At 71.9% G+C, this 18,912-nt stretch carries 15 protein-coding genes; 10 read left to right on the forward strand and 5 right to left on the reverse strand.

Annotated features, from left to right (window positions below; translation table 11 throughout):
* Positions 1 to 49: 49 nt before the first annotated feature.
* From Q9R26_RS05870 to Q9R26_RS05880, 3 genes are all read right to left on the reverse strand, one after another.
* Positions 50 to 382, reverse strand: a complete 333-nt coding sequence (locus Q9R26_RS05870; RefSeq protein ID WP_311226774.1) for a hypothetical protein — start codon at positions 380 to 382, stop codon at positions 50 to 52.
* Positions 383 to 458: 76 nt separating this feature from the next.
* On the reverse strand, positions 459 to 746 hold the full coding sequence (locus tag Q9R26_RS05875) for a hypothetical protein (RefSeq protein ID WP_311226775.1): 288 nt from the start codon (positions 744 to 746) through the stop codon (positions 459 to 461).
* 207 nt (positions 747 to 953) lie between these two features.
* Positions 954 to 2,585: a RecQ family ATP-dependent DNA helicase gene (locus tag Q9R26_RS05880; RefSeq protein ID WP_311226776.1), complete on the reverse strand. Its 1,632-nt coding sequence runs from the start codon at positions 2,583 to 2,585 to the stop codon at positions 954 to 956.
* 225 nt (positions 2,586 to 2,810) lie between these two features.
* Here Q9R26_RS05880 and sucC point away from each other — a divergent pair, with 225 nt between their 5' ends.
* The 8 genes from sucC to Q9R26_RS05920 all read left to right on the forward strand — a co-directional run bounded on the left by sucC (position 2,811) and on the right by Q9R26_RS05920 (position 14,076).
* A complete protein-coding gene (gene sucC, locus Q9R26_RS05885) occupies positions 2,811 to 3,980 on the forward strand; it encodes an ADP-forming succinate--CoA ligase subunit beta (protein WP_311226777.1) in 1,170 nt (389 codons plus the stop codon).
* A gap of 11 nt (positions 3,981 to 3,991) precedes the next feature.
* Positions 3,992 to 4,879 carry a succinate--CoA ligase subunit alpha gene (gene sucD, locus Q9R26_RS05890; protein WP_071250213.1) on the forward strand — a complete coding sequence of 296 codons (888 nt, stop codon included), beginning with the start codon at positions 3,992 to 3,994 and terminating at the stop codon, positions 4,877 to 4,879.
* A 140-nt stretch (positions 4,880 to 5,019) separates the two neighbouring features.
* Positions 5,020 to 7,077 (forward strand): DUF6350 family protein, encoded by a 2,058-nt coding sequence (locus Q9R26_RS05895; RefSeq protein WP_311226778.1) that lies wholly within the window; start codon positions 5,020 to 5,022, stop codon positions 7,075 to 7,077.
* Between the two features lie 41 nt (positions 7,078 to 7,118).
* Positions 7,119 to 7,712, forward strand: a complete 594-nt coding sequence (gene purN, locus Q9R26_RS05900) for a phosphoribosylglycinamide formyltransferase (protein ID WP_071404669.1) — start codon at positions 7,119 to 7,121, stop codon at positions 7,710 to 7,712.
* Positions 7,709 to 9,343, forward strand: coding sequence for a bifunctional phosphoribosylaminoimidazolecarboxamide formyltransferase/IMP cyclohydrolase (purH, locus tag Q9R26_RS05905; protein ID WP_311226779.1), 1,635 nt, complete (start codon positions 7,709 to 7,711; stop codon positions 9,341 to 9,343). The genes purN and purH overlap by 4 nt, the downstream gene beginning before the upstream one ends.
* A 557-nt stretch (positions 9,344 to 9,900) precedes the next feature.
* Positions 9,901 to 11,709 carry an ABC transporter ATP-binding protein gene (locus Q9R26_RS05910; protein ID WP_182065754.1) on the forward strand — a complete coding sequence of 603 codons (1,809 nt, stop codon included), beginning with the start codon at positions 9,901 to 9,903 and terminating at the stop codon, positions 11,707 to 11,709.
* Between the two features lie 101 nt (positions 11,710 to 11,810).
* Positions 11,811 to 13,610 carry an ABC transporter ATP-binding protein gene (locus Q9R26_RS05915; protein WP_209135411.1) on the forward strand — a complete coding sequence of 600 codons (1,800 nt, stop codon included), beginning with the start codon at positions 11,811 to 11,813 and terminating at the stop codon, positions 13,608 to 13,610.
* A 37-nt stretch (positions 13,611 to 13,647) separates the two neighbouring features.
* Positions 13,648 to 14,076 carry a DUF805 domain-containing protein gene (locus tag Q9R26_RS05920; protein WP_182065755.1) on the forward strand — a complete coding sequence of 143 codons (429 nt, stop codon included), beginning with the start codon at positions 13,648 to 13,650 and terminating at the stop codon, positions 14,074 to 14,076.
* A 22-nt stretch (positions 14,077 to 14,098) separates the two neighbouring features.
* Here Q9R26_RS05920 and Q9R26_RS05925 read toward each other — a convergent pair whose 3' ends face one another.
* Both Q9R26_RS05925 and Q9R26_RS05930 read right to left on the reverse strand, forming a co-directional pair.
* The gene (locus Q9R26_RS05925) at positions 14,099 to 14,440 is read right to left on the reverse strand and encodes an MGMT family protein (protein WP_311226780.1); all 342 of its coding nucleotides are present in this window, start codon (positions 14,438 to 14,440) and stop codon (positions 14,099 to 14,101) included.
* 29 nt (positions 14,441 to 14,469) lie between these two features.
* A complete protein-coding gene (locus tag Q9R26_RS05930) occupies positions 14,470 to 14,925 on the reverse strand; it encodes a GNAT family N-acetyltransferase (RefSeq protein ID WP_027466669.1) in 456 nt (151 codons plus the stop codon).
* Positions 14,926 to 15,010: 85 nt separating this feature from the next.
* On the opposite strand from Q9R26_RS05930, the gene Q9R26_RS05935 reads away from it, so the two are divergent.
* Both Q9R26_RS05935 and Q9R26_RS05940 read left to right on the forward strand, forming a co-directional pair.
* Positions 15,011 to 16,279, forward strand: coding sequence for an ROK family transcriptional regulator (locus Q9R26_RS05935; protein WP_182065757.1), 1,269 nt, complete (start codon positions 15,011 to 15,013; stop codon positions 16,277 to 16,279).
* Positions 16,280 to 16,504: 225 nt separating this feature from the next.
* Complete coding sequence (locus Q9R26_RS05940; RefSeq protein WP_311226781.1) at positions 16,505 to 18,910, forward strand: lamin tail domain-containing protein; 2,406 nt, start codon at positions 16,505 to 16,507, stop codon at positions 18,908 to 18,910.
* Positions 18,911 to 18,912 lie beyond the last annotated feature (2 nt).

An 18,912-nucleotide genomic window follows, 5' to 3' on the forward strand; every position in this document is an offset into this window, starting at 1 on the left:
CGGGAGGCTCGGTGCGGGTCGTGCGCCGCGCCTCCAGGCCGTGGGGTGGTCACGCCGCACCCCGTCGGCGTCGCGCCCGCAGGACGGGCCGCAGGTCCACGGCGATCGCCGCCAGGAGCACGACTGCGCCGACGACCAGGGCGACCCGTGCGTGCGAGGGGTCGACGGGTGCGTCACCGGTCAGGGCGAGGAGCGTCGCGACGAGCCAGATCGCGGGCAGCGGCCAGAGGCGGGTCGGTGATCCGGTGACGACCGCGACGACGACGCCGACGACCAGGAGCGGGACCCAGCGGCCACCGGGCTCCGAGCGGGCGGCGAGGTGTGCCGAGGCGGCGACCAGCAGCATCGCCGCGAGCGCCAGCAGCCGCGCTGCCGAGGGCATGCTGCGAACGCTGGAGCGGACTCGTCGGAACACGGCCCGATGCTACCGAGCCGTGTCCCGAGGGAGGCTGATCAGCTCAGAGCGGCTTAATGCCGAGGTCGCCCCCGAGGTCCGGGCGTTCCTCGTCCTGCTCCCACAGGTCGGGCGAGCCCTCGCGCGGGGATCCACCGGTCGGACCGTCGTCGGAGCCGTCACCGGGCTGCGGCTCCACCGTCTCGCCGGCGACCGCGTCGTTCGTCACCGTCTCGAGGGACTCCTCGGCCTCGTCCACCTCGTACGGGCCGACGTGCTCACGGTCGATGTCGTCGTCGCGACGCTGCTGGGAGTCGAAGTCGTCGACGGGGCTGATACCGGGGTCGCTCATGGTGGTTCCTTTCCGTTGCGGGCTTCCTGCCTACCCGTCGGCGCTTGACGCCCGTCCGGTTTCGTGTCGTGTTCACCCGGGCGTCACCTGCCGGTCACACCGCCACGGCAGCATCGCGGATGCTCGGGGGAGTGGAGCGCGGTCGCCGACGGGTGGTCGAGCGACCGCGCCTTCCCCCGCCGTGCCCGATCGGCGACGTGTCGCACGTCAGACGCGTTCGAGCAGGTCGCGTTCCTCGACGTCGGCGAGTGCGAGGGTGCGGTAGCCGGCGGACTCGAAGAAGACCGTGATGCGGTCCTCCTCCGTGCTCATCACGACACCGGTGCCCCACTCGGCGTGCTCGACCCGGGCGTCCGGCGGCCAGGCGGTGTCGTTGGCGCCGTCGGCGACGTGCGCGGCGGTCTCGAAAGCGGTCCCGGACGAGCAGGTGTCGCAGTTGCTGCACGGTTCCGGGAGCTCGTCGCCGAAGTAGCCGAGCAGGAACTGCCGGCGGCACCCGGTCGTCTCGGCGAGCTGGCGCATCATCGCGATGCGGGACTCCTCGACCCGTTCCCGTTCGGCAGCACGGTCGGCGGTGGCACGGGCAGCACGGTCGGCGTCCTGCGGGCCGTCCGGCACCCGGGAGACACCGTCGACGTCATCGCGCAGGGCGCCGGCGTCGAGCAGGGCGTTCAGTGCTCGACCGGCGGTGCGGGCCGACAGGCCAGAGGCCTCCACCAGTGCGGAGCGGGGGATCGAGCCGGTCGCCGGGACGGCGTCGAACACGGCCCGGACCGAGGCGGGTCGTGGCGAGCCGGACGCGAAGAAGGTGCGCAGGCCGAAGTCCTCGGCGCGGTAGTGCAGGGTGGCGCCGGCCGGTTCGGCGTCCCGTCCGGCCCGCCCGATCTCCTGGTAGTAGGCGTCGATCGACTCGGGGACGTCGGCGTGCACGACGTACCGGACGTCGGGCTTGTCGATGCCCATGCCGAACGCGCTCGTCGCGACGACCACGTCGACGTCGCCGTCGAGGAACCCGGTGTGGACGGCCTCGCGCTCCGCGATCCGCATGCCCGCGTGGTACGGCTGCGCGCGGCGACCGCGGGCCGCCAGGGCGTCGGCGTACTCCGTGGTCGCCGCCCGGGTGGCGACGTAGACGACGGTGGCACCGTCGAGCTCGGCGACCTGGTCGACCACGGCCTGGCGCTTCTCGGCGTCCTCGGCGTGCCGGACGACCTCGAGCCGGATGCCGGGGCGGTCGAAGCCCGACGCGAGCACGAACGGGTCGCGCATGTGGAGCCGTTCGACCACGTCGTCGCGCACGGGGGCGGAGCCGGTGGCGGTCAGCGCCAGGACGGGGGGACGGCCGAGGCGCTCGACGACCTCGCCGAGTGCCAGGTAGTCCGGGCGGAAGTCGTGGCCCCAGGACGAGATGCAGTGCGCCTCGTCGACGGTGACCAGGGCGACGCCGGCGTCGTGCAGCCGCTCGAGCACGTCGTCCTTCGCGAGCTGTTCGGGGGCCAGGAACACGTAGCCGACCTCGCCCGCGGCGACGGCGTCCCAGGCCTCGGCGACGTCACGGGCCTTCCTCGTGGCGTTCATCGCGACGGCCCGGGGAGCGCCCTCGTGGTGCTCGAGTCCGACGACCTGGTCCTCCTGCAGCGCCACGAGGGGGGAGACCACGACGACGATGCCGTCCAGCTCGAGACCGGCGACCTGGTAGATCGCGGACTTGCCCGACCCGGTCGGCATCACGGCGAGTGCGTCGCGCCCGTCGAGCACCGCGTCGATGACGGATTCCTGGTCGGGGCGGAGGCGCCAGCCGAACACGTCGGTGGCGCGGGTGCGGAGTGCTTCGTTCACCGATCCACACTGCCGGGCGCACGCTGGGGGATGGTCCCAGGGGTGCGCCCAGCGGCTCACGCGTGGCGGGGGCGACCCGTGCCTCCCGGCCGCGCACCGGCCGTCCACCCAGCAGCGCTAGGCTGCGTGGCGGCCGTTGTCTCGACATCGAGCGACCCTCGATGGTGAGTGTGGCGACCGGGTAACCGATGCCGATCGCACGGAACGTGCGGGAAGAAGAACAGCGTGGATCTTTTCGAGTACCAGGCCAGGGACCTCTTCGAGTCCTACGGCGTTCCCGTGTTGCAGGGGATCACCGCCGACACCCCCGAGGAGGCGAGAGCAGCGGCCGAGCGCATCGGCGGCGTGGTCGTCGTCAAGGCGCAGGTGAAGGTCGGCGGTCGCGGCAAGGCCGGCGGCGTGAAGGTCGCGAAGACCCCGGACGAGGCGTTCGAGCACGCGCAGGCGATCCTCGGCCTCGACATCAAGGGCCACACCGTCCAGCGCGTCATGGTCGCCCAGGGCGCCGACATCGCCGAGGAGTTCTACTTCTCCGTGCTGCTCGACCGGGCGAACCGCTCCTACCTCTCCCTGACCAGCGTCGAGGGCGGCATGGAGATCGAGCAGCTCGCGGTCGAGAAGCCCGAGGCGCTCGCCCGGGTCGAGGTCGACCCGCTCACCGGCATCGACAAGGCCGCCGCGCTCGAGATCGCTCGGCAGGCGAACTTCCCATCGGAGCTGCAGGACGCCGTCGCCGACGTCTTCGTCAAGCTCTACGACGTCTACGAGGGCGAGGACGCGACCCTCGTCGAGGTGAACCCCCTCGTCCGCACCGGCGACGGCCAGATCCTGGCACTCGACGGCAAGGTCTCGCTCGACGAGAACGCCGACTTCCGGCACGAGGGTCACAAGCAGCTCGAGGACACCGCCAGCGAGGACCCGCTCGAGGCCAAGGCGAAGGCTCACGGCCTGAACTACGTCAAGCTCGACGGCCAGGTCGGCGTCATCGGCAACGGCGCCGGGCTCGTCATGTCGACGCTCGACGTCGTCGCCTACGCCGGTGAGCGCCACGGCGGCGTGAAGCCCGCGAACTTCCTCGACATCGGTGGCGGCGCCTCGGCCGAGGTGATGGCCAACGGTCTCGACGTCATCCTCGGCGACCCGCAGGTCAAGAGCGTGTTCGTCAACGTCTTCGGCGGCATCACCGCCTGCGACGCCGTCGCGAACGGCATCGTCGCCGCGCTCGGCATCCTCGGCGACGCGGCCACGAAGCCGCTCGTCGTGCGCCTGGACGGCAACAACGTGGAAGAGGGTCGTCGGATCCTGGCGGAGGCAGCGCACCCGCTCGTCACCGTCGCCGCGACCATGGACGATGCGGCCGAGAAGGCCGCCGAACTCGCCGCCGCAGCGGCCTGAAGGGACTGACCATGTCGATCTTCCTCAACAAGGACTCCAAGGTCATCGTCCAGGGCATCACCGGTGGCGAGGGCACGAAGCACACCGCCCTGATGCTCAAGGCCGGTACGAACGTCGTCGGCGGTGTCAACGCTCGCAAGGCCGGCACCACCGTCACCCACGGCGACGTGTCGCTGCCGGTCTTCGGCTCGGTGCGCGAGGCCATCGACACCACCGGTGCCGACGTCTCGATCGTCTTCGTCCCGCCGGCGTTCGCGAAGGACGCCGTGACGGAGGCCATCGACGCCGAGATCCCGCTCGTCGTCGTCATCACCGAGGGCATCCCCGTGCAGGACTCGGCCGAGTTCTGGGCGCACGCCAAGGCGAAGGGCGGCACGACCCGGATCATCGGGCCGAACTGCCCCGGCATCATCACCCCGGGGGAGTCCCTCGTCGGCATCACCCCGGCGACGATCACCGGCAAGGGCCCGATCGGGCTCGTCTCGAAGTCCGGCACCCTGACCTACCAGATGATGTACGAGCTCCGTGACCTGGGCTTCTCGACCGCCATCGGCATCGGCGGCGACCCGGTCATCGGCACCACGCACATCGACGCGCTCGCCGCGTTCGAGGCCGACCCCGAGACCGAGGCCATCGTGATGATCGGCGAGATCGGTGGCGACGCGGAAGAGCGTGCCGCCGAGTTCATCAAGGCGCACGTCACCAAGCCGGTCGTCGGCTACGTCGCGGGCTTCACCGCTCCCGAGGGCAAGACGATGGGCCACGCCGGCGCGATCGTGTCCGGTTCTGCCGGCACCGCCGAGGCGAAGAAGCAGGCGCTCGAGGCCGCGGGGGTCAAGGTCGGCAAGACGCCGTCCGAGACCGCCGCGCTGCTGCGCGAGGTCGTCGCCGCTCGGTAGCGACCGCCCGTTCCGCACAACACCGGTGTTCGTCGGTTGAACCGCGTCCTGCGCGTGTTCGTCCTGCGAACACCGGTGTTTTGCGTCGGCAGCCGCGCGGCTCCGGGGCGGCAGCGCGAGGGGCACGTATCCTCGCTGCGATGAACCGCCTGGGAACCGCTCTGCTCGCCGCGATCGAGGCGGTCGTGACGGTCGGCGTCGGCATCGGGATCGCCCTCGTGCCCCTGACGCTGCTCTGGGGGTTCGAGTACGGCCTGCAGGTCGACTGGGACGTGTTCTGGAAGGCCACCGGCAGCGTCTGGCTGGTCGGACACGGCGTCGACGTCTCGTTCCTGCTCGGGTCCGCGCTCGCGAGGAGCACCGGGGTCAGCGGCGCCGCTGACCCCATCCACGTGACCCTCGCGGCCCTCGGGTTCGCGGTCGTGACGGCATGGCTCGGTGCCCGTGCCGGACGTCGGTTCGCGGAGACCGAGCACCGCACCACCGGCCTGCTGGTCGGGACCGCCGCCGTCGCGCTCCTCGGTCTGGCCGTCGCGCTGTCGTCGACCTCCGCTGCCACCCGCCCCACGCTCTGGCAGGCCGTGGTGCTGCCGGCGCTCTGGTTCGGGATCCCCGCGTTCGCGGCCTCCGAGGTCTGCCGCCGCCGCCGCGACGTGCTCGCCGACCCCGTCACCCAGCGCGTGATCGACCTGGTCGACCGCATCCCCGCCGTCTGGCGGTCCGTCGCCGGGTTCGGCCTGCGCGCCGGGACCGCCGCGACCGCCGTGGTCGTCGGCGTGGCCGCGGTGCTCGTCGGCCTGCTCCTCTTCACGTCCTTCGCCGAGGTCATCACCCTGTACGAGCAGTCGCACGCCGGGGTCATCGGCGGCGTCGCACTCACCGTCGGACAGCTCGCGTTCCTGCCGGACTTCGTCGGGTGGGCGACCTCGTGGCTGATCGGCCCCGGGTTCGCCATCGGCACCGGGTCGAGCGTGTCCCCGATCGCCACGACCCTGGGCCCGATCCCGGGTCTGCCGGTCTTCGGCGCGCTGCCGACCGCCGGTCACACCTTCGGACTCGTCTGGATCCTCGTGCCGGTCATCGCCGGGTTCGCGATCGGCGGCTCGATGCGACCGCGGTTGGTGCGGGCCCTGGGTTCCGCCGACTCCGCGCTGCACCGTGCGCTCGGCGGCGTCGTCGCAGGACTCGTGGCCGGTGTGCTCACGGGGCTGATCGCCTGGGTGTCGTCCGGCTCGTTCGGCCCCGGGCGCCTGGCCGACGTCGGCCCGGACGCCCTGGCGGTCGGTGGGTTCGCCGCACTCGAGGTCGGCCTGCCGGCGATCATCGCCCTCGCCGCGGGCAGCGACCTGGTCCGGCTGCCGGACCGTGGGTGGACGCGAGAGCGCTGGACCGAGGCCGACGAATCCGACGGCGACAACGAGACGGCGCGCGTCGACGGCGAGGGCTCGCTGCTCGCCGCCCTCGACCAGGCCGGGGCCGGGCGCACCACCGACGTGCACCGCTTCGTGGTCGAGGAGTCGCACGACGGGTCGACGGCCGCACGGCCCCGCGCGACGACCGAGCGCGCGACCGAGCCGATCAGCAGCGCGCCGGTCAGCGGCGCGCCGATCGGCAGCGAGCCCGCCGACGCGGCACCCGCACGGCCCGCCTCGGCCCCCGCGCCCGTCGCACCGCGCGCCGGCGACACCGACCACGACGTCGAGCTCCCCGACTGGGCGAAGACCGATGCCGTGGCCGCCGACCGCCTGGCCGCCGAGCCCGAACCGGAGCGCCGCAGTGCCGGACGAGCAGCCCTGGGTGGCCTCCGCGACCGCCTGGCCGGCGCGGCCGGGGGTGTCCGGGGACGAGCCGGTGCACTCCGCGACCGTGTGACCGGTTCGGACGCCGAGCCGGAGCGGCCCGGCCCGCAGCGACCCGACCCCGAGCGGCCCGCAGCCCCCACGCCCGCGTCCCACCCCGCACCGACCCCGGTGCCGACCGACGCCCAGCCCGCGTTCCCCTGGAGCACCGAGGAGTTCGTCGCCGGCCGGGACGACGTCGACGAGACCGCCGAGGCGGACCGCGTGGACGTCGCGCCCGACACCAGGGCGTCCGCCCCGCGGTCGGCGGAGCAGTCCCGCCCGGCGAAGTGGGACGTCACCGACCAGATCCCCGAGGACGAGCTGCCCTGGTGGCGGCAGCCGAAGGACGACCGGTAACAGCGCCCGTCGGGTGCGTGCCTGCCGGTAGGGTTGGTGCCGTGCTCGAACTGGTCGTCCTGATCTCCGGTACCGGGTCGAACCTCCGAGCCCTGCTCGAAGCGACCTTCGACGCCGAGTACCCCGCCCGTGTCGTCGCCATCGGTGCCGACCGTGACGCCGAGGGTCTCGGCCTGGGCGAGGAGTTCTCGATCCCGACCTTCACGGTGCCGTTCACCCGCTACGACTCCCGCGCCGAGTGGGGCCAGGCCCTGGCGGAGCAGATCCGCCCGTGGTCGCCCGACCTGCTCGTGCTCTCCGGCCTGATGCGCCTGCTGCCCCCGGCCGTGGTGTCCGAGTTCGCCCCGGGGATCATCAACACCCACCCGGCGTACCTGCCCGAGTTCCCCGGCGCCCACGGTGTGCGAGACGCCCTGGCCGCCGGGGTCACCGAGACCGGTGCGAGCGTCATCGCGGTCGACGACGGCGTCGACACGGGGCCGATCCTCGCGCAGGAGCGCATCCCGGTGCTGCCGGGGGACACCGAGTCGACGCTGCACGACCGCATCAAGCCGGTCGAGCGCCGCCTGCTCATCCAGACCATCCTCGACATCGCCAACGGCACCACCGACCTGAAGGGCACCCCGAGCGCATGAGCGTGCACGCAGCCGACCCCAGCCTCTACCGCGACCGTGACGTGGTCCCGGTCCGCCGTGCACTGATCTCGGTGAGCGACAAGTCCGGCCTGCTCGAGCTCGCCGGTGCCCTGGCCGACTCCGGGGTCGAGATCGTGTCGACCGGCTCCACCGCGCAGACCATCCGCGACGCGGGCTACGCCGTCACCGACGTCGCGAGCGTCACCGGGTTCCCCGAGTCCCTCGACGGTCGCGTGAAGACGCTGCACCCGTCGGTGCACGCCGGCCTGCTCGCCGACCTACGGCTCGAGTCGCACGAGCAGCAGCTCGCCGACCTCGACATCGCGCCGTTCGAGCTCGTCGTCGTGAACCTCTACCCGTTCGTCGAGACCGTGGCGTCGGGTGCCGACACCGCGACCGTGGTCGAGAACGTCGACATCGGTGGCCCCGCGATGGTCCGCGCCTCGGCGAAGAACCACCCGAACGTGGCGATCGTCGTGTCCCCGGCGTCCTACCCCGAGGTCGTCGAGGCCGTCCGAGCCGGCGGCACCACGCTCGAGCTCCGGAAGCGCCTCGCCGCCCAGGCCTTCGCGCACACCGCCGCGTACGACACCGCGGTGGCGTCCTACTTCGCGAGCGACGTCGTCACCGCCGCTGCAGCCCCGACGACCGCCGGCGACATCCGGACTCCGGGTGCGTTCGACGAGCACCTGACGGTCGAGGCCGAGCTGTCCGCGAGCCTGCGCTACGGCGAGAACGCCCACCAGGCCGCGGCCCTCTACACGACGTCCGACGGCACCGGCATCGCGCAGGCCACGCAGCTGCACGGCAAGGAGATGTCGTACAACAACTACGTCGACGCCGACGCAGCGGTCCGTGCGGCCTTCGACTTCGACGAGCCCGCCGTCGCGATCATCAAGCACGCCAACCCGTGCGGCATCGCGATCGCCCCGGCCGACGCCGCCGACCCGATCGCCTCGGCCCACGCCGCCGCGCACGCCTGCGACCCGCTCTCGGCGTTCGGCGGGGTCATCGCCGCGAACCGCCCGGTCACCGTGGCCATGGCCGAGACCGTGAAGGACATCTTCACCGAGGTCGTCGTCGCCCCCGGGTTCGACCCCGAGGCGCTCGAGATCCTGTCCCGGAAGAAGAACATCCGCCTGCTCACGCTGCCGGCCGACTTCGCGCTCGCCGACCGCGAGGTCAAGCAGATCTCCGGCGGGTTCCTGGTGCAGGACGCCGATCGCTTCACGGGCTTCGACCAGGCCACCTGGACCCTCGTCGCCGGCGAGCCCGCTGACGAGCAGACCCTCGCCGACCTGGCCTTCGCGTGGCGTGCGAGCCGTTCGGTGAAGTCGAACGCCATCCTGCTGGCGAACCAGGGCGCGAGCGTCGGCGTCGGCATGGGCCAGGTCAACCGGGTCGACTCCTGCCACCTCGCGGTCAACCGTGCCGGTGACCGCGCGACCGGCAGCGTGGCGGCGTCGGACGCGTTCTTCCCGTTCGCGGACGGCCTGCAGGTGCTGCTCGACGCCGGTGTCCGTGCGGTGGCGCAGCCCGGTGGCAGTGTCCGCGACGACGAGGTCATCGCCGCGGCGAAGGCCGCCGACGTCACGATGTACTTCACGAGCGAGCGCCACTTCTTCCACTGATGTGAACAATCGGTGGCGAACCATTGCGCGCCGTGAGTCACTGTGAATAGTCTGTAAGGCTCCGCGGCAGGCAGCCGACGATCCCTCGGGACCGGCGGCACCGCGGACACAACGGTGACGAAGACGACGACTGGAGTGACGATGGACAACATGACCGGAACCGTGGCGACGGCCGCCCGTGCAGGTCTCGTGTCCGTCGTGGGGACCACTCCCGCACGGCGATCCCTGATCGCACCGCGGCCCCGTGCCGCGGCCGCCGTCTAGTCGGGCCGTTCCCACGGCCCCGCGACGCAGCACCACCGGCGTCCGCGAACCACCCGCCTGAACCCGGGGGACGACTGTCCCTCGGTGCCTCCGGCCCGACCGACGTCACGCGAGTGACGGCGGAGACGCGACCACGCGCCCGGCCGATGATCACCACGCAACGCCACACCGAGCCTCCAGGCCGAAGCCGCGCGACGCGAGCAAGCAGCAAGCAGCAAGCAAGCAGCAGCAGCAGCGAGCACGCACCGCGCAGCGCGACCCGGGGACCCGGCAGACGCATGAGGACGCAACGCATGTCCAAGTCGCCCACCACGGCGCGCCCGTCCACCTTCCGCGCGATCGCGCGGATCCACCCCTACGTGAAGCCCTACCAGGGGCGCCTCATCGGCGGCATGGCCGCAGCGATGGGAGCCTCCCTGGTGGCGCTCGCAATCCCCTACGTGCTGCAGTGGCTCGTCGACGGTCCGCTGTCGTCGCGCGACTCGGCACAGATCTGGCCCGCCGGGCTCGGGGTGCTCGCCCTCGGTGCGCTCGAGGCGTTCTTCATCGCCTCACGCCGCAGGCTGGTGATGCGCCCCTCGACCCGTATCGAGACGAGCATGCGCAACGCGCTCTACGCGAAGCTGCAGGACCTGCCGGTCGCGTTCCACGACCGCTGGGAGTCCGGGCAGCTGCTCTCCCGTTCCGTGTCGGACCTGTCGCTGATCCGGCGCTGGCTGGCCTTCGGCGTCGTCCTGCTCGTCGTGAACATCGTGACGATCGTCGTCGGCTTCGTCGTGCTGTTCACCTTCGGGTGGATCCTCGGGCTGATCTTCCTGATCGCGTCGATCCCGCTGTGGATCAACGGCCTGCTGTTCGAGCGCCGGTACTCCGCCGTCGCACGCCGCAGCCAGGACCAGGTCGGTGACCTCGCCACGAGCGTCGAGCAGTCGGTGCACGGCATCCGCGTGCTCAAGGCGTTCGGTCGCGGCGGCGCGAAGCTCGAGGAGTTCAGCGAGCAGGCCGAGGCCCTGCGCGGCACCGAGATCAAGAAGGCGAAGGCCATCGCGGGCATCTGGCTGTGGCTGCTGCTCGTGCCGGACGTCGCGTTCGCGCTGTGCCTGCTCGCCGGCATCTGGCTGGCGTCGCAGGGGCAGCTCAGCGTCGGCCAGCTGTTCGCGTTCTTCGCGACGGCGACGGTGCTGCGGTTCCCGATCGAGTCGATCGGCTTCCTGCTCTCGATGACGTTCGACACCCGCACGGCGGTCGACCGGTTCTTCGAGGTCATGGACTCCGAGAACACCATCACGGACCCGGAGCACCCGAAGACGATCGCGGAGCCGCACGGTGCGCTGTCGTTCAACGGCGTGCACTTCCGGTACCAGGACTCCGCACCGCAGTACCCGGACCTGATCAACGGCGTCGAACTGCAGCTGCAGCCGGGCGAGACCATGGCGCTCGTCGGGCTCACCGGCTGCGGCAAGACGACGCTGCTCTCGCTCGTGCCGCGTCTGTACGACGTGACCGGCGGGTCGGTGACGATCGACGGGGTCGACATCCGCGACCTCACCCGCGAAGAGCTGCGCCGGCACGTCGGCGTCGCCTTCGAGGACGCCACCCTGTTCTCGTCGACGGTGCGTGAGAACGTGCTGCTCGGTCGACCGGACGTGCAGGGTGCCGAGGCCGAGGCGCTCATGCGCGAGGCGCTCGACATCGCGCAGGCGTCCTTCGTGGACGACCTGCCCGACGGCGTCGACACCCGGGTCGGTGAAGAGGGGCTGTCGCTGTCCGGCGGCCAGCGCCAGCGCCTGGCACTCGCCCGCGCGATCGCCGCGCGGCCGTCGGTGCTCGTGCTCGACGACCCGCTGTCGGCGCTCGACGTCGACACCGAGGCACGGGTCGAGGCGGGCCTGCGGCGCGTGCTCGCCGACACCACGTCGCTCATCGTGGCGCACCGTCCGTCGACGGTGACGCTGGCCGATCGGGTCGCCCTGATGGAGAACGGCGTCATCACGGCCGTCGGGACCCACCACGACCTGATGGCCACCAACGAGCACTACCGCTACGTCATCTCGTCGCTCGACGACGACGACGCGACCGCACGACAGGAGGCGATGGCATGAGCCAGCAGACCGACCAGAACCTGCCGGGAGGATCGGCGTCCGTCCCGCAGGAAGCTCCGGACGAGCAGTCTGCCGCGCCCGTCACCGCCTCGATCACCACCATGGGCGTGCGCGGCGAGGAGCGTGAGGACTTCACGAAGGCCGAGAGCAAGCGCCTGCGGCGCCGGTCCCTCGCCCTGCTCGGGTCCCTCGCCGCACCGCTGAAGCTCCGGCTCGTGCTGCTCGGCATCGTGGTCGTGGTCTCGACCGCCGGCACCGTCGCGGGTCCGGCGCTCATCGCGTGGGGCATCGACAACGCCCTGCCCGCGGTGATGGACCAGAACGACTGGGTGCCGGCGTTCGGCGTCGTCGCGACGTACATCGTCGTGGCCGTCCTCGGCGCGGTGCTCACGGCGTGGTACACGGTGCTCGCGGCACGGATCAGCCAGGCGATCCTGTTCGACCTGCGCAAGCGGGTGTTCCTGCACACGCAGCGGCTCTCGCTCGAGTTCCACGAGACCTACACGTCGGGCCGGATCATCTCGCGCCAGACGAGTGACCTCGACTCGATCCGCGAGCTGCTCGACTCCGGGCTGAACCAGCTCATCCAGGGTGTGCTGTACATGGCGTTCACCGCCGTGGCCCTGGTGCTGCTCGACCCGACGTCCGGGCTCGTGCTCGCGGTGTCGCTCGTGCCGCTCTGGTTCCTGATCCGCTGGTTCCAGACGAACTCGCAGACGCTGTTCCGCGCCACCCGTGTCACCTCGGCGCGCGTGATCGTGCACTTCGTCGAGACGATGACGGGCATCCGCGCGGTGCAGGCGTTCCGCAAGGAGTCCCGCAACCGTGACGAGTACGGCGGCTTCGTCGAGGACTACCGGGTGGCGAACACGAAGGTGTTCAACCTGTTCGGCACCTTCGACCCGGTGCTCGTGCTCATCGGCAACGCCACGCTCGCCGCGGTCGTCATCGTCGGTGGGTTCCGGATCGTCGGTGGGACGCTCGAGGTCGGTGCGCTGCTCGCGGTCGCGCTGTACGCCAAGCGCTTCTTCGACCCGGCGCAGGAACTCGCGATGTTCTACAACGGGTACCAGTCGGCCTCGGCGGCGATGGAGAAGATCTCGGGTGTCCTCGAGGAACGGCCGAGCGTGCCGGACCCCGTGAAGCCCACCCGCCTGGCGAACGCCACCGGGAAGATGGACTTCGACGACGTCGTCTTCGCGTACAGCAAGGGCAAGGTCGTGCTGCCGGAGTTCGACCTGCACATCCCGGCGGGGCAGACCATCGCGCTCGTCGGGTCCACCGGAGCCGGCAAGTCGACGCTCGCCAAGCTCATGGCGCGCTTCTACGACCCGACCCAGGGCTCGGTGAAGCTCGACGGTGTGGACCTGCGCGACCTCGACACGAAGGACATGCGCCGCGCGATCGTCATGGTCACGCAGGAGGCGTACCTGTTCTCCGGCACCGTCGCGGACAACATCGCGCTCGGCAAGCCCGGTGCGTCCCGTGAGGAGATCGAGGCGTCGGCCAAGGCCGTGGGCGCGCACGAGTTCATCATGGCGCTGCCCGACGGGTACGACACCGACGTGAACAAGCGCGGCGGTCGGGTGTCGGCGGGGCAGCGGCAGCTGCTCTCGTTCGCGCGTGCGTTCATCGCCGACCCGAAGGTGCTCATCCTCGACGAGGCGACGGCGTCGCTCGACATCCCCTCGGAGCGGCTCGTGCAGGAGGGCCTGGAGACCCTGCTCGCCGACCGCACCGCGGTGATCATCGCGCACCGGCTGTCCACCGTCGCGATCGCCCACCGGGTGCTCGTGATGGAACACGGCCGGATCGTCGAGGACGGCACCCCCGCCGACCTCATCGCCGGTACCGGACGGTTCGCCCAGCTGCACGCGGCCTGGCGCGACTCGCTCGTCTAGGCCCGGGTTGGGCTGCACCACGTGGTTGGCTTGCTCCATGAGCAACGACAGCGTGGTGCAGCCCGGCGGCGTCGCCCTGCACGACCCCTTCTACGGTGCCCCCTTCACCGAGGCCGTCCGACGGTTCTGGCGGAAGTACACCGTGTTCACCGGACGGGCGTCGCGCGCCGAGTTCTGGTGGTGGTGGCTGACGTCGTTCGCGATCGGGCTCGTGCTGCAGCTCGTGCCGCAGGTGTTCACGCCGGACACCCCGGTGCTCGAGAACCCCGTCGGCTCGTACCTGTTCATGCTGTGGGTGCTCGCGACGCTCATCGGCTCGCTCGCCCTCGGCGCCCGACGGCTGCACGACGCGAACCTGTCCGGCTTCTGGCAGTTCCTGCACGTGCTGCCGGGCCTCGGCTCGCTCATCGTGTCCGTGCTGTGCCTGCTGCCCGCGAACCCGAAGGGTGCGCGCTTCGACCGCTGAGGCCGAGCCGCGCGCACCGGGATCAGAACGGGTCGTCCGCGTCGGTTGCCGGTGACCAGCGCGCACGACGCATGTCGAGCCTCCAGGCCGTCGGCCCGTGCACGAGCGGCGTCCCCTCGGCGCGGTAGTGCTCGAGTGCCCGGGCCTCGTGGTGGAGCGGCGGGTGCCCACCCGCGCGCACCACGCGCCACCACGGCAGCTCGGTGCCCTCGTGCGCCATCACCTTGCCGACGGCGCGCGACGCCCGCGACCCGAGGGTGGCGGCGACGTCGCCGTACGTCATGACGTGACCCGGCGGGATCATCCGCACGACCTCGGCGACGGCGGCGCCGAAGCCTACGACGGAGGCATCGTCGGAAGGCACGTCGTCGGACGCCACGTCGTCGGAGCGCGCTAGAGCGTCAGGACCGCGAAGTGGTCGCCGTACTGGGTCTCACGCACGACCTCGAAGCCCACGGCACGGAAGAACGCCTCGGGGCTGTCGTCTCCGCCCGGCTCGTACACGACCGTCAGCCGCTCGAACCCACGGCTGCGCGCCTCGTCCGCCAGGCCGTGCACGGCGAAGCGACCGACGCCCCGGCCCTGTGCGCTCGCCGCCACGTTGACGCGCCAGATGCAGCTGCGCAGCTCTTCCTGCGCGTTGTCGGCGTCGAAGGAACCGATGATCAGGCCGAGGACCTCGTCGTCGTCGAGGACGACACGGGTCCACGCGGAGCTCGGCTTGACGTCGGACTCGGCGACCCCGTAGGTGGTCGGCTGCACGAACTGTTCCTGGCCCGGCTTGAGCGTCAGGGAGTTCGCCGCGGCGGCGGTCTTCGCGGAGAGTTCTTCCAGGCGCAGGTCGGACATGCGGCCAGGGTAACGGTGCTGACCCTGCGGAAGCCAGTGACGACGGCAGACCGAGACCGCACCGTTGCCGCGGTATGGTCGCGGCATGGCAGAGCATCGACGCGGAGCGAACCTCCCGTCGATCGGCGGCTTCAACCGCACCGTGGTCCTGGACGCCGTCCGCCGCTCACCCGACGGTCTGAGTCGCGTCGAACTCGCAGCACGCACCGGACTGAGCGCGCAGACCGTGTCGAACGTCACCCGGTTCCTGATCGAGGCCGGCATGATCGTCGAGTCCGGCACCGTCGTGTCCGGCCGCGGCAAGCCCCGCACCATCCTGCGGCTCGAACCGGGCAGCCGGTACGCGGTCGGCGTGCACGTCGACCCGGCCGTCGTCACCTACGTGCTGCTCGACCTCGCCGGCACCGTCGTCGCCGCGTCCACGACCTCGACCCCCACGGCCGACGACCCGTCCGAGGTGGTGCGCACCATCGCCTCGGCCGTCGACGGGCTCGTCGCCGACGCCGGGGTGGCCGTCGACAGCGTGCTCGGTGTCGGGATCGCGAGCCCCGGACCCATCGACGTCGAGGCCGGCATCGTGGTCGACCCGCCGTTCCTGCCCCGGTGGCGGGACGTGCCGCTGCGCGACGCGCTCGCCGAGGCCACCGGCTACCCGGTCCTGCTCGAGAAGGACGTCACGGCCGCCGCGGTGGGCGAGATGTTCCTGGCGGGGGAGTCCTCGGCACGGAACTTCGCGTTCGTGTACTTCGGCACCGGCTTCGGCGTCGGGCTCGTCGTCGACCACGAACCCCTGCGCGGGGTGGGGTCGAACGCGGGTGACGCCGGGCACATCATGGTCGACCAGGGGTCACTCGCGGGCACGCCGGACGGCTCGGGCACGCGCGGCGAGGTCGGTGCGGCCGTCGCGCCGGACCGGCTGGTGCGGATCGCCCGGTCGCGAGGGCTCGCTCTGTCGGGCGGCGCCGCGGTCGCCGAGGCTGACGCAGACGCCGATGTCGACGCTGTGAACGCCGCGTGGGACGAGCTCGCCGCAGCGATCGCGGACGGGGACGACACCGCCGTCACGCTCGCGGCCGATGCCGGCACCGTCATGGGCAACGCCGTCGTCCTCATCGTGAACCTGCTCGACATCGACCGCGTGGTGTTCGGCGGCCCGTTCTGGTCGCGCATCGCGAGTGCTGCGCTGCCGGCTGCGCGGACCGCCATCGTCGGGTCGCCGTTGCTCGTGCCGAAGCACGCCGTGCAGGTGGTGGAGAGCGACCGCGGGGCCGACGTCGCCGCCGTGGGTGCCGCCTGCCTGGTGCTCGACGCCGCGCTCTCGCCGCGGGCCAGCACCCTGCTGATCCGGCGCTGACGACGGGGTCACCTTCTGCCCACCATGCGCGGTGGGCGCGACCGCACGGCGGACGGGAGGCGCGGTGCGGGCCCGCCCCGCGCCTCCCGTCCGCACGCCGCGGGTCCAGGGCGCCGGTCCCGACCCGGGACACCGTGCGTTCACCCCGCGGCCACCGGCCGGTCGCGTGGATGCTGAACAGTCGTGCAGGTCTCCGCCCGCTCCCTCCCCCGAGAAGGACCCCGCATGCGTGTTCCTGCCCTGCGCCCACCCACGATGCGGATCGGCGCGTTCGTCGCGACCGCCCTGGTCGTCGCCGCCGGTGTCGTCACCGCCAGCCCGGCCCTCGCAGCCGTCGGGGACGACGACCCGGCCGTCGGCGCCGTCGCGGCGAACGGCCTCGTCGTCAACGAGGTCGAGTCGAACGGCGACGACACCGACTGGGTGGAGCTCAAGAACACCTCGGGCACCGCGATCGATCTGACCGGGTACGCGTTCCTCGACTCCGACGGCTCGCACGACGCCTCCGTGCTGCCCAGCGGCTCGACGATCGCCGCCGGCGGGTACTTCGTCGTTGACCAGCTGTCCGCGACCGCCCCTGGCTTCGACTTCGGGCTCGGCGGTGCGGACACCGCGCGCCTCTACGATCCCGCCGGCGACCTGGTGCTCCGGTACGCCTGGACGACCCACGCGGGCGTCACCTACGGCCGCTGCGCCGACGGCGTCGGGCCGCTCGTGGACACCACGGCCTCGACCAAGGGCGCCGCGAACGACTGCTCCTCGCCCGTGCGGATCAACGAGGTCGAGTCGCAGGACGGCACTCCCGGCGACTGGGTGGAGTTGACCAACACCGGCAGCACTGCAGTCGACCTGGGCGGGTACGTGCTGCGCGACAGCGAGGACGACCACGCGTACACGATCCCCGCGGGCACGACCGTCGCGGCCGGGGGCTTCACCGTCCTCGACGAGGCGGCGTTCGGCTTCGGACTCGGCAAGGCGGACTCCGCGCGGCTCTTCGACGCCCGCGGTGCGCTCGTCGACTCGACCTCGTGGACGGCGCACGCCGCCACCACCTCCGGCCGCAACCCCGACGGCACCGGCGACTTCGCCGAGACGGCAGCGCCCACGAAGGGCGCGGCGAACCGGTTCGCCGGCGTCGTCACCGCCGAGGCCTGGCCCGGCGGCCCGGACGAGACCGTGCTCGACGACGAGGACACCTTCACCGGTGACCTGAGCGGCCTCGACTGGACGACCTCGACGGCCTCGCGGGACGGGCAGCTCTGGGCCGTGCAGAACGGCGACGGCCTGCTCTACCACCTGACCTCGGACGGTGCGGGCGGCTGGACGCCGTCGAACGCCGCGGGTACCGACCTGCGCTACGCCGACGGCACGGGCACCCCGGACGCCGAGGGCGTGACGGTCACGAGCGACGACCCCGGTGCCGTCTACGTCTCGACCGAGCGGAACAACGACGTCTCGAGCACGAGCCGCCCGTCGGTCCTGCGCTACGCCACGACCGCCGGCTCCGAGAACACCCTGCGGGCCACCGACGAGTGGAACCTCGCCGTGGACTTCCCTGGGCTCGGCGCGAACGCCGGGCTCGAGGGCATCACCTGGATCCCGGACACCTGGCTCACCGCGAACGGGTTCACCGACGAGCGCACCGGCAGCGCCTACGCGCCGTCGAGTTACGCCGGACACGGCGAGGGCCTGTTCTTCGTCGGGGTCGAGGGCACCGCGAGCGTGTACGCCTACGCCCTGATGGACGACGGGTCCTCGGCACGAGTCGCCACCATCGCGACGTCGCTCGCCGTCGTCGCCGACCTGCAGTTCGACCCGACGCTCGACGCGCTCTGGGTGGTCTGCGACGAGGTGTGCTCCGGTCGGACCGCGCTGTACGAGGTGACCGACGGGGCCTTCGCCCCCTCGACGCTGTACGAGGCGCCCTCGGCCGCCGACCGCACGCTCGCCAACGAGGGCTTCGCGATCTCGGGCGTCTGCACCGACGGGGAGCGCGCGACCTTCTACGCGGACGACAACGACACGGACGGGTTCTCGCTCCGCACGGGGACGTACCCGTGCAAGGGCGGCGACACCGACCCGGGAACGGAGCCCACGCCGACGCCGACTCCGACCCCGACCCCGGGCGACGGCACGACGTCGACCCCGACCCCGGGTGGGACGCCCACCGCGGGCCCGACTCCGGTTCCCTCGGCTGCCCCGGTCGTTCCGGTGGCGCCGTCGGAGTCGCTGTTGACGGAGGCGAGTCGTGGTGGGGTGTCGGCTCCGGCGTCGGCTCGTGCGGGGGAGACGATCACGGTGACGGTGGGGACGGCGTCTGCCGGTGACACGGTCAACGTGTGGTTGTTCTCGGAGCCGACGCTGATCGGCACGGCCGTGGTGGCTGCTGATGGGACGGTTCGGGTGACGATCCCGGTGGACACGGCGGCTGGGGTGCACCGGTTGGCGGTGACGGCTGCGGACGGGAGTCTGATCGGGTGGACCCCGATCGCGATCACCGTGGATGGGCAGCTCGCGTTCACGGGTGCTGCGGGCCTCGGTACCGGTGCGTTGGTGGCGTTCCTGTTGCTCGCGGCGGGTGCGGGTGTGCTGGTCGTGCGTCGCCGACGGAAGGCTGCGGCTGCGGAGTAGTC

The organism is Curtobacterium sp. BRB10 (genome assembly GCF_031844325.1).
Classification (GTDB): Bacteria; Actinomycetota; Actinomycetes; order Actinomycetales; family Microbacteriaceae; genus Curtobacterium; species Curtobacterium poinsettiae_A.

Excerpts from the sequence above, each read along its gene's own strand:
- Q9R26_RS05910 (WP_182065754.1), top strand. The coding sequence starts at position 9,901 with ATGTCCAAGTCGCCCACCACGGCGCGCCCGTCCACCTTCCGCGCGATC.
- Q9R26_RS05915 (WP_209135411.1), top strand. The coding sequence starts at position 11,811 with ATGGGCGTGCGCGGCGAGGAGCGTGAGGACTTCACGAAGGCCGAGAGC.
- Q9R26_RS05920 (WP_182065755.1), top strand. The coding sequence starts at position 13,648 with ATGAGCAACGACAGCGTGGTGCAGCCCGGCGGCGTCGCCCTGCACGAC.
- sucD (WP_071250213.1), top strand. The coding sequence starts at position 3,992 with ATGTCGATCTTCCTCAACAAGGACTCCAAGGTCATCGTCCAGGGCATC.
- Q9R26_RS05930 (WP_027466669.1), bottom strand. The coding sequence starts at position 14,925 with ATGTCCGACCTGCGCCTGGAAGAACTCTCCGCGAAGACCGCCGCCGCG.
- purH (WP_311226779.1), top strand. The coding sequence starts at position 7,709 with ATGAGCGTGCACGCAGCCGACCCCAGCCTCTACCGCGACCGTGACGTG.
- Q9R26_RS05935 (WP_182065757.1), top strand. The coding sequence starts at position 15,011 with ATGGCAGAGCATCGACGCGGAGCGAACCTCCCGTCGATCGGCGGCTTC.
- Q9R26_RS05870 (WP_311226774.1), bottom strand. The coding sequence starts at position 382 with ATGCCCTCGGCAGCGCGGCTGCTGGCGCTCGCGGCGATGCTGCTGGTC.
- Q9R26_RS05940 (WP_311226781.1), top strand. The coding sequence starts at position 16,505 with ATGCGTGTTCCTGCCCTGCGCCCACCCACGATGCGGATCGGCGCGTTC.
- Q9R26_RS05895 (WP_311226778.1), top strand. The coding sequence starts at position 5,020 with ATGAACCGCCTGGGAACCGCTCTGCTCGCCGCGATCGAGGCGGTCGTG.
- Q9R26_RS05875 (WP_311226775.1), bottom strand. The coding sequence starts at position 746 with ATGAGCGACCCCGGTATCAGCCCCGTCGACGACTTCGACTCCCAGCAG.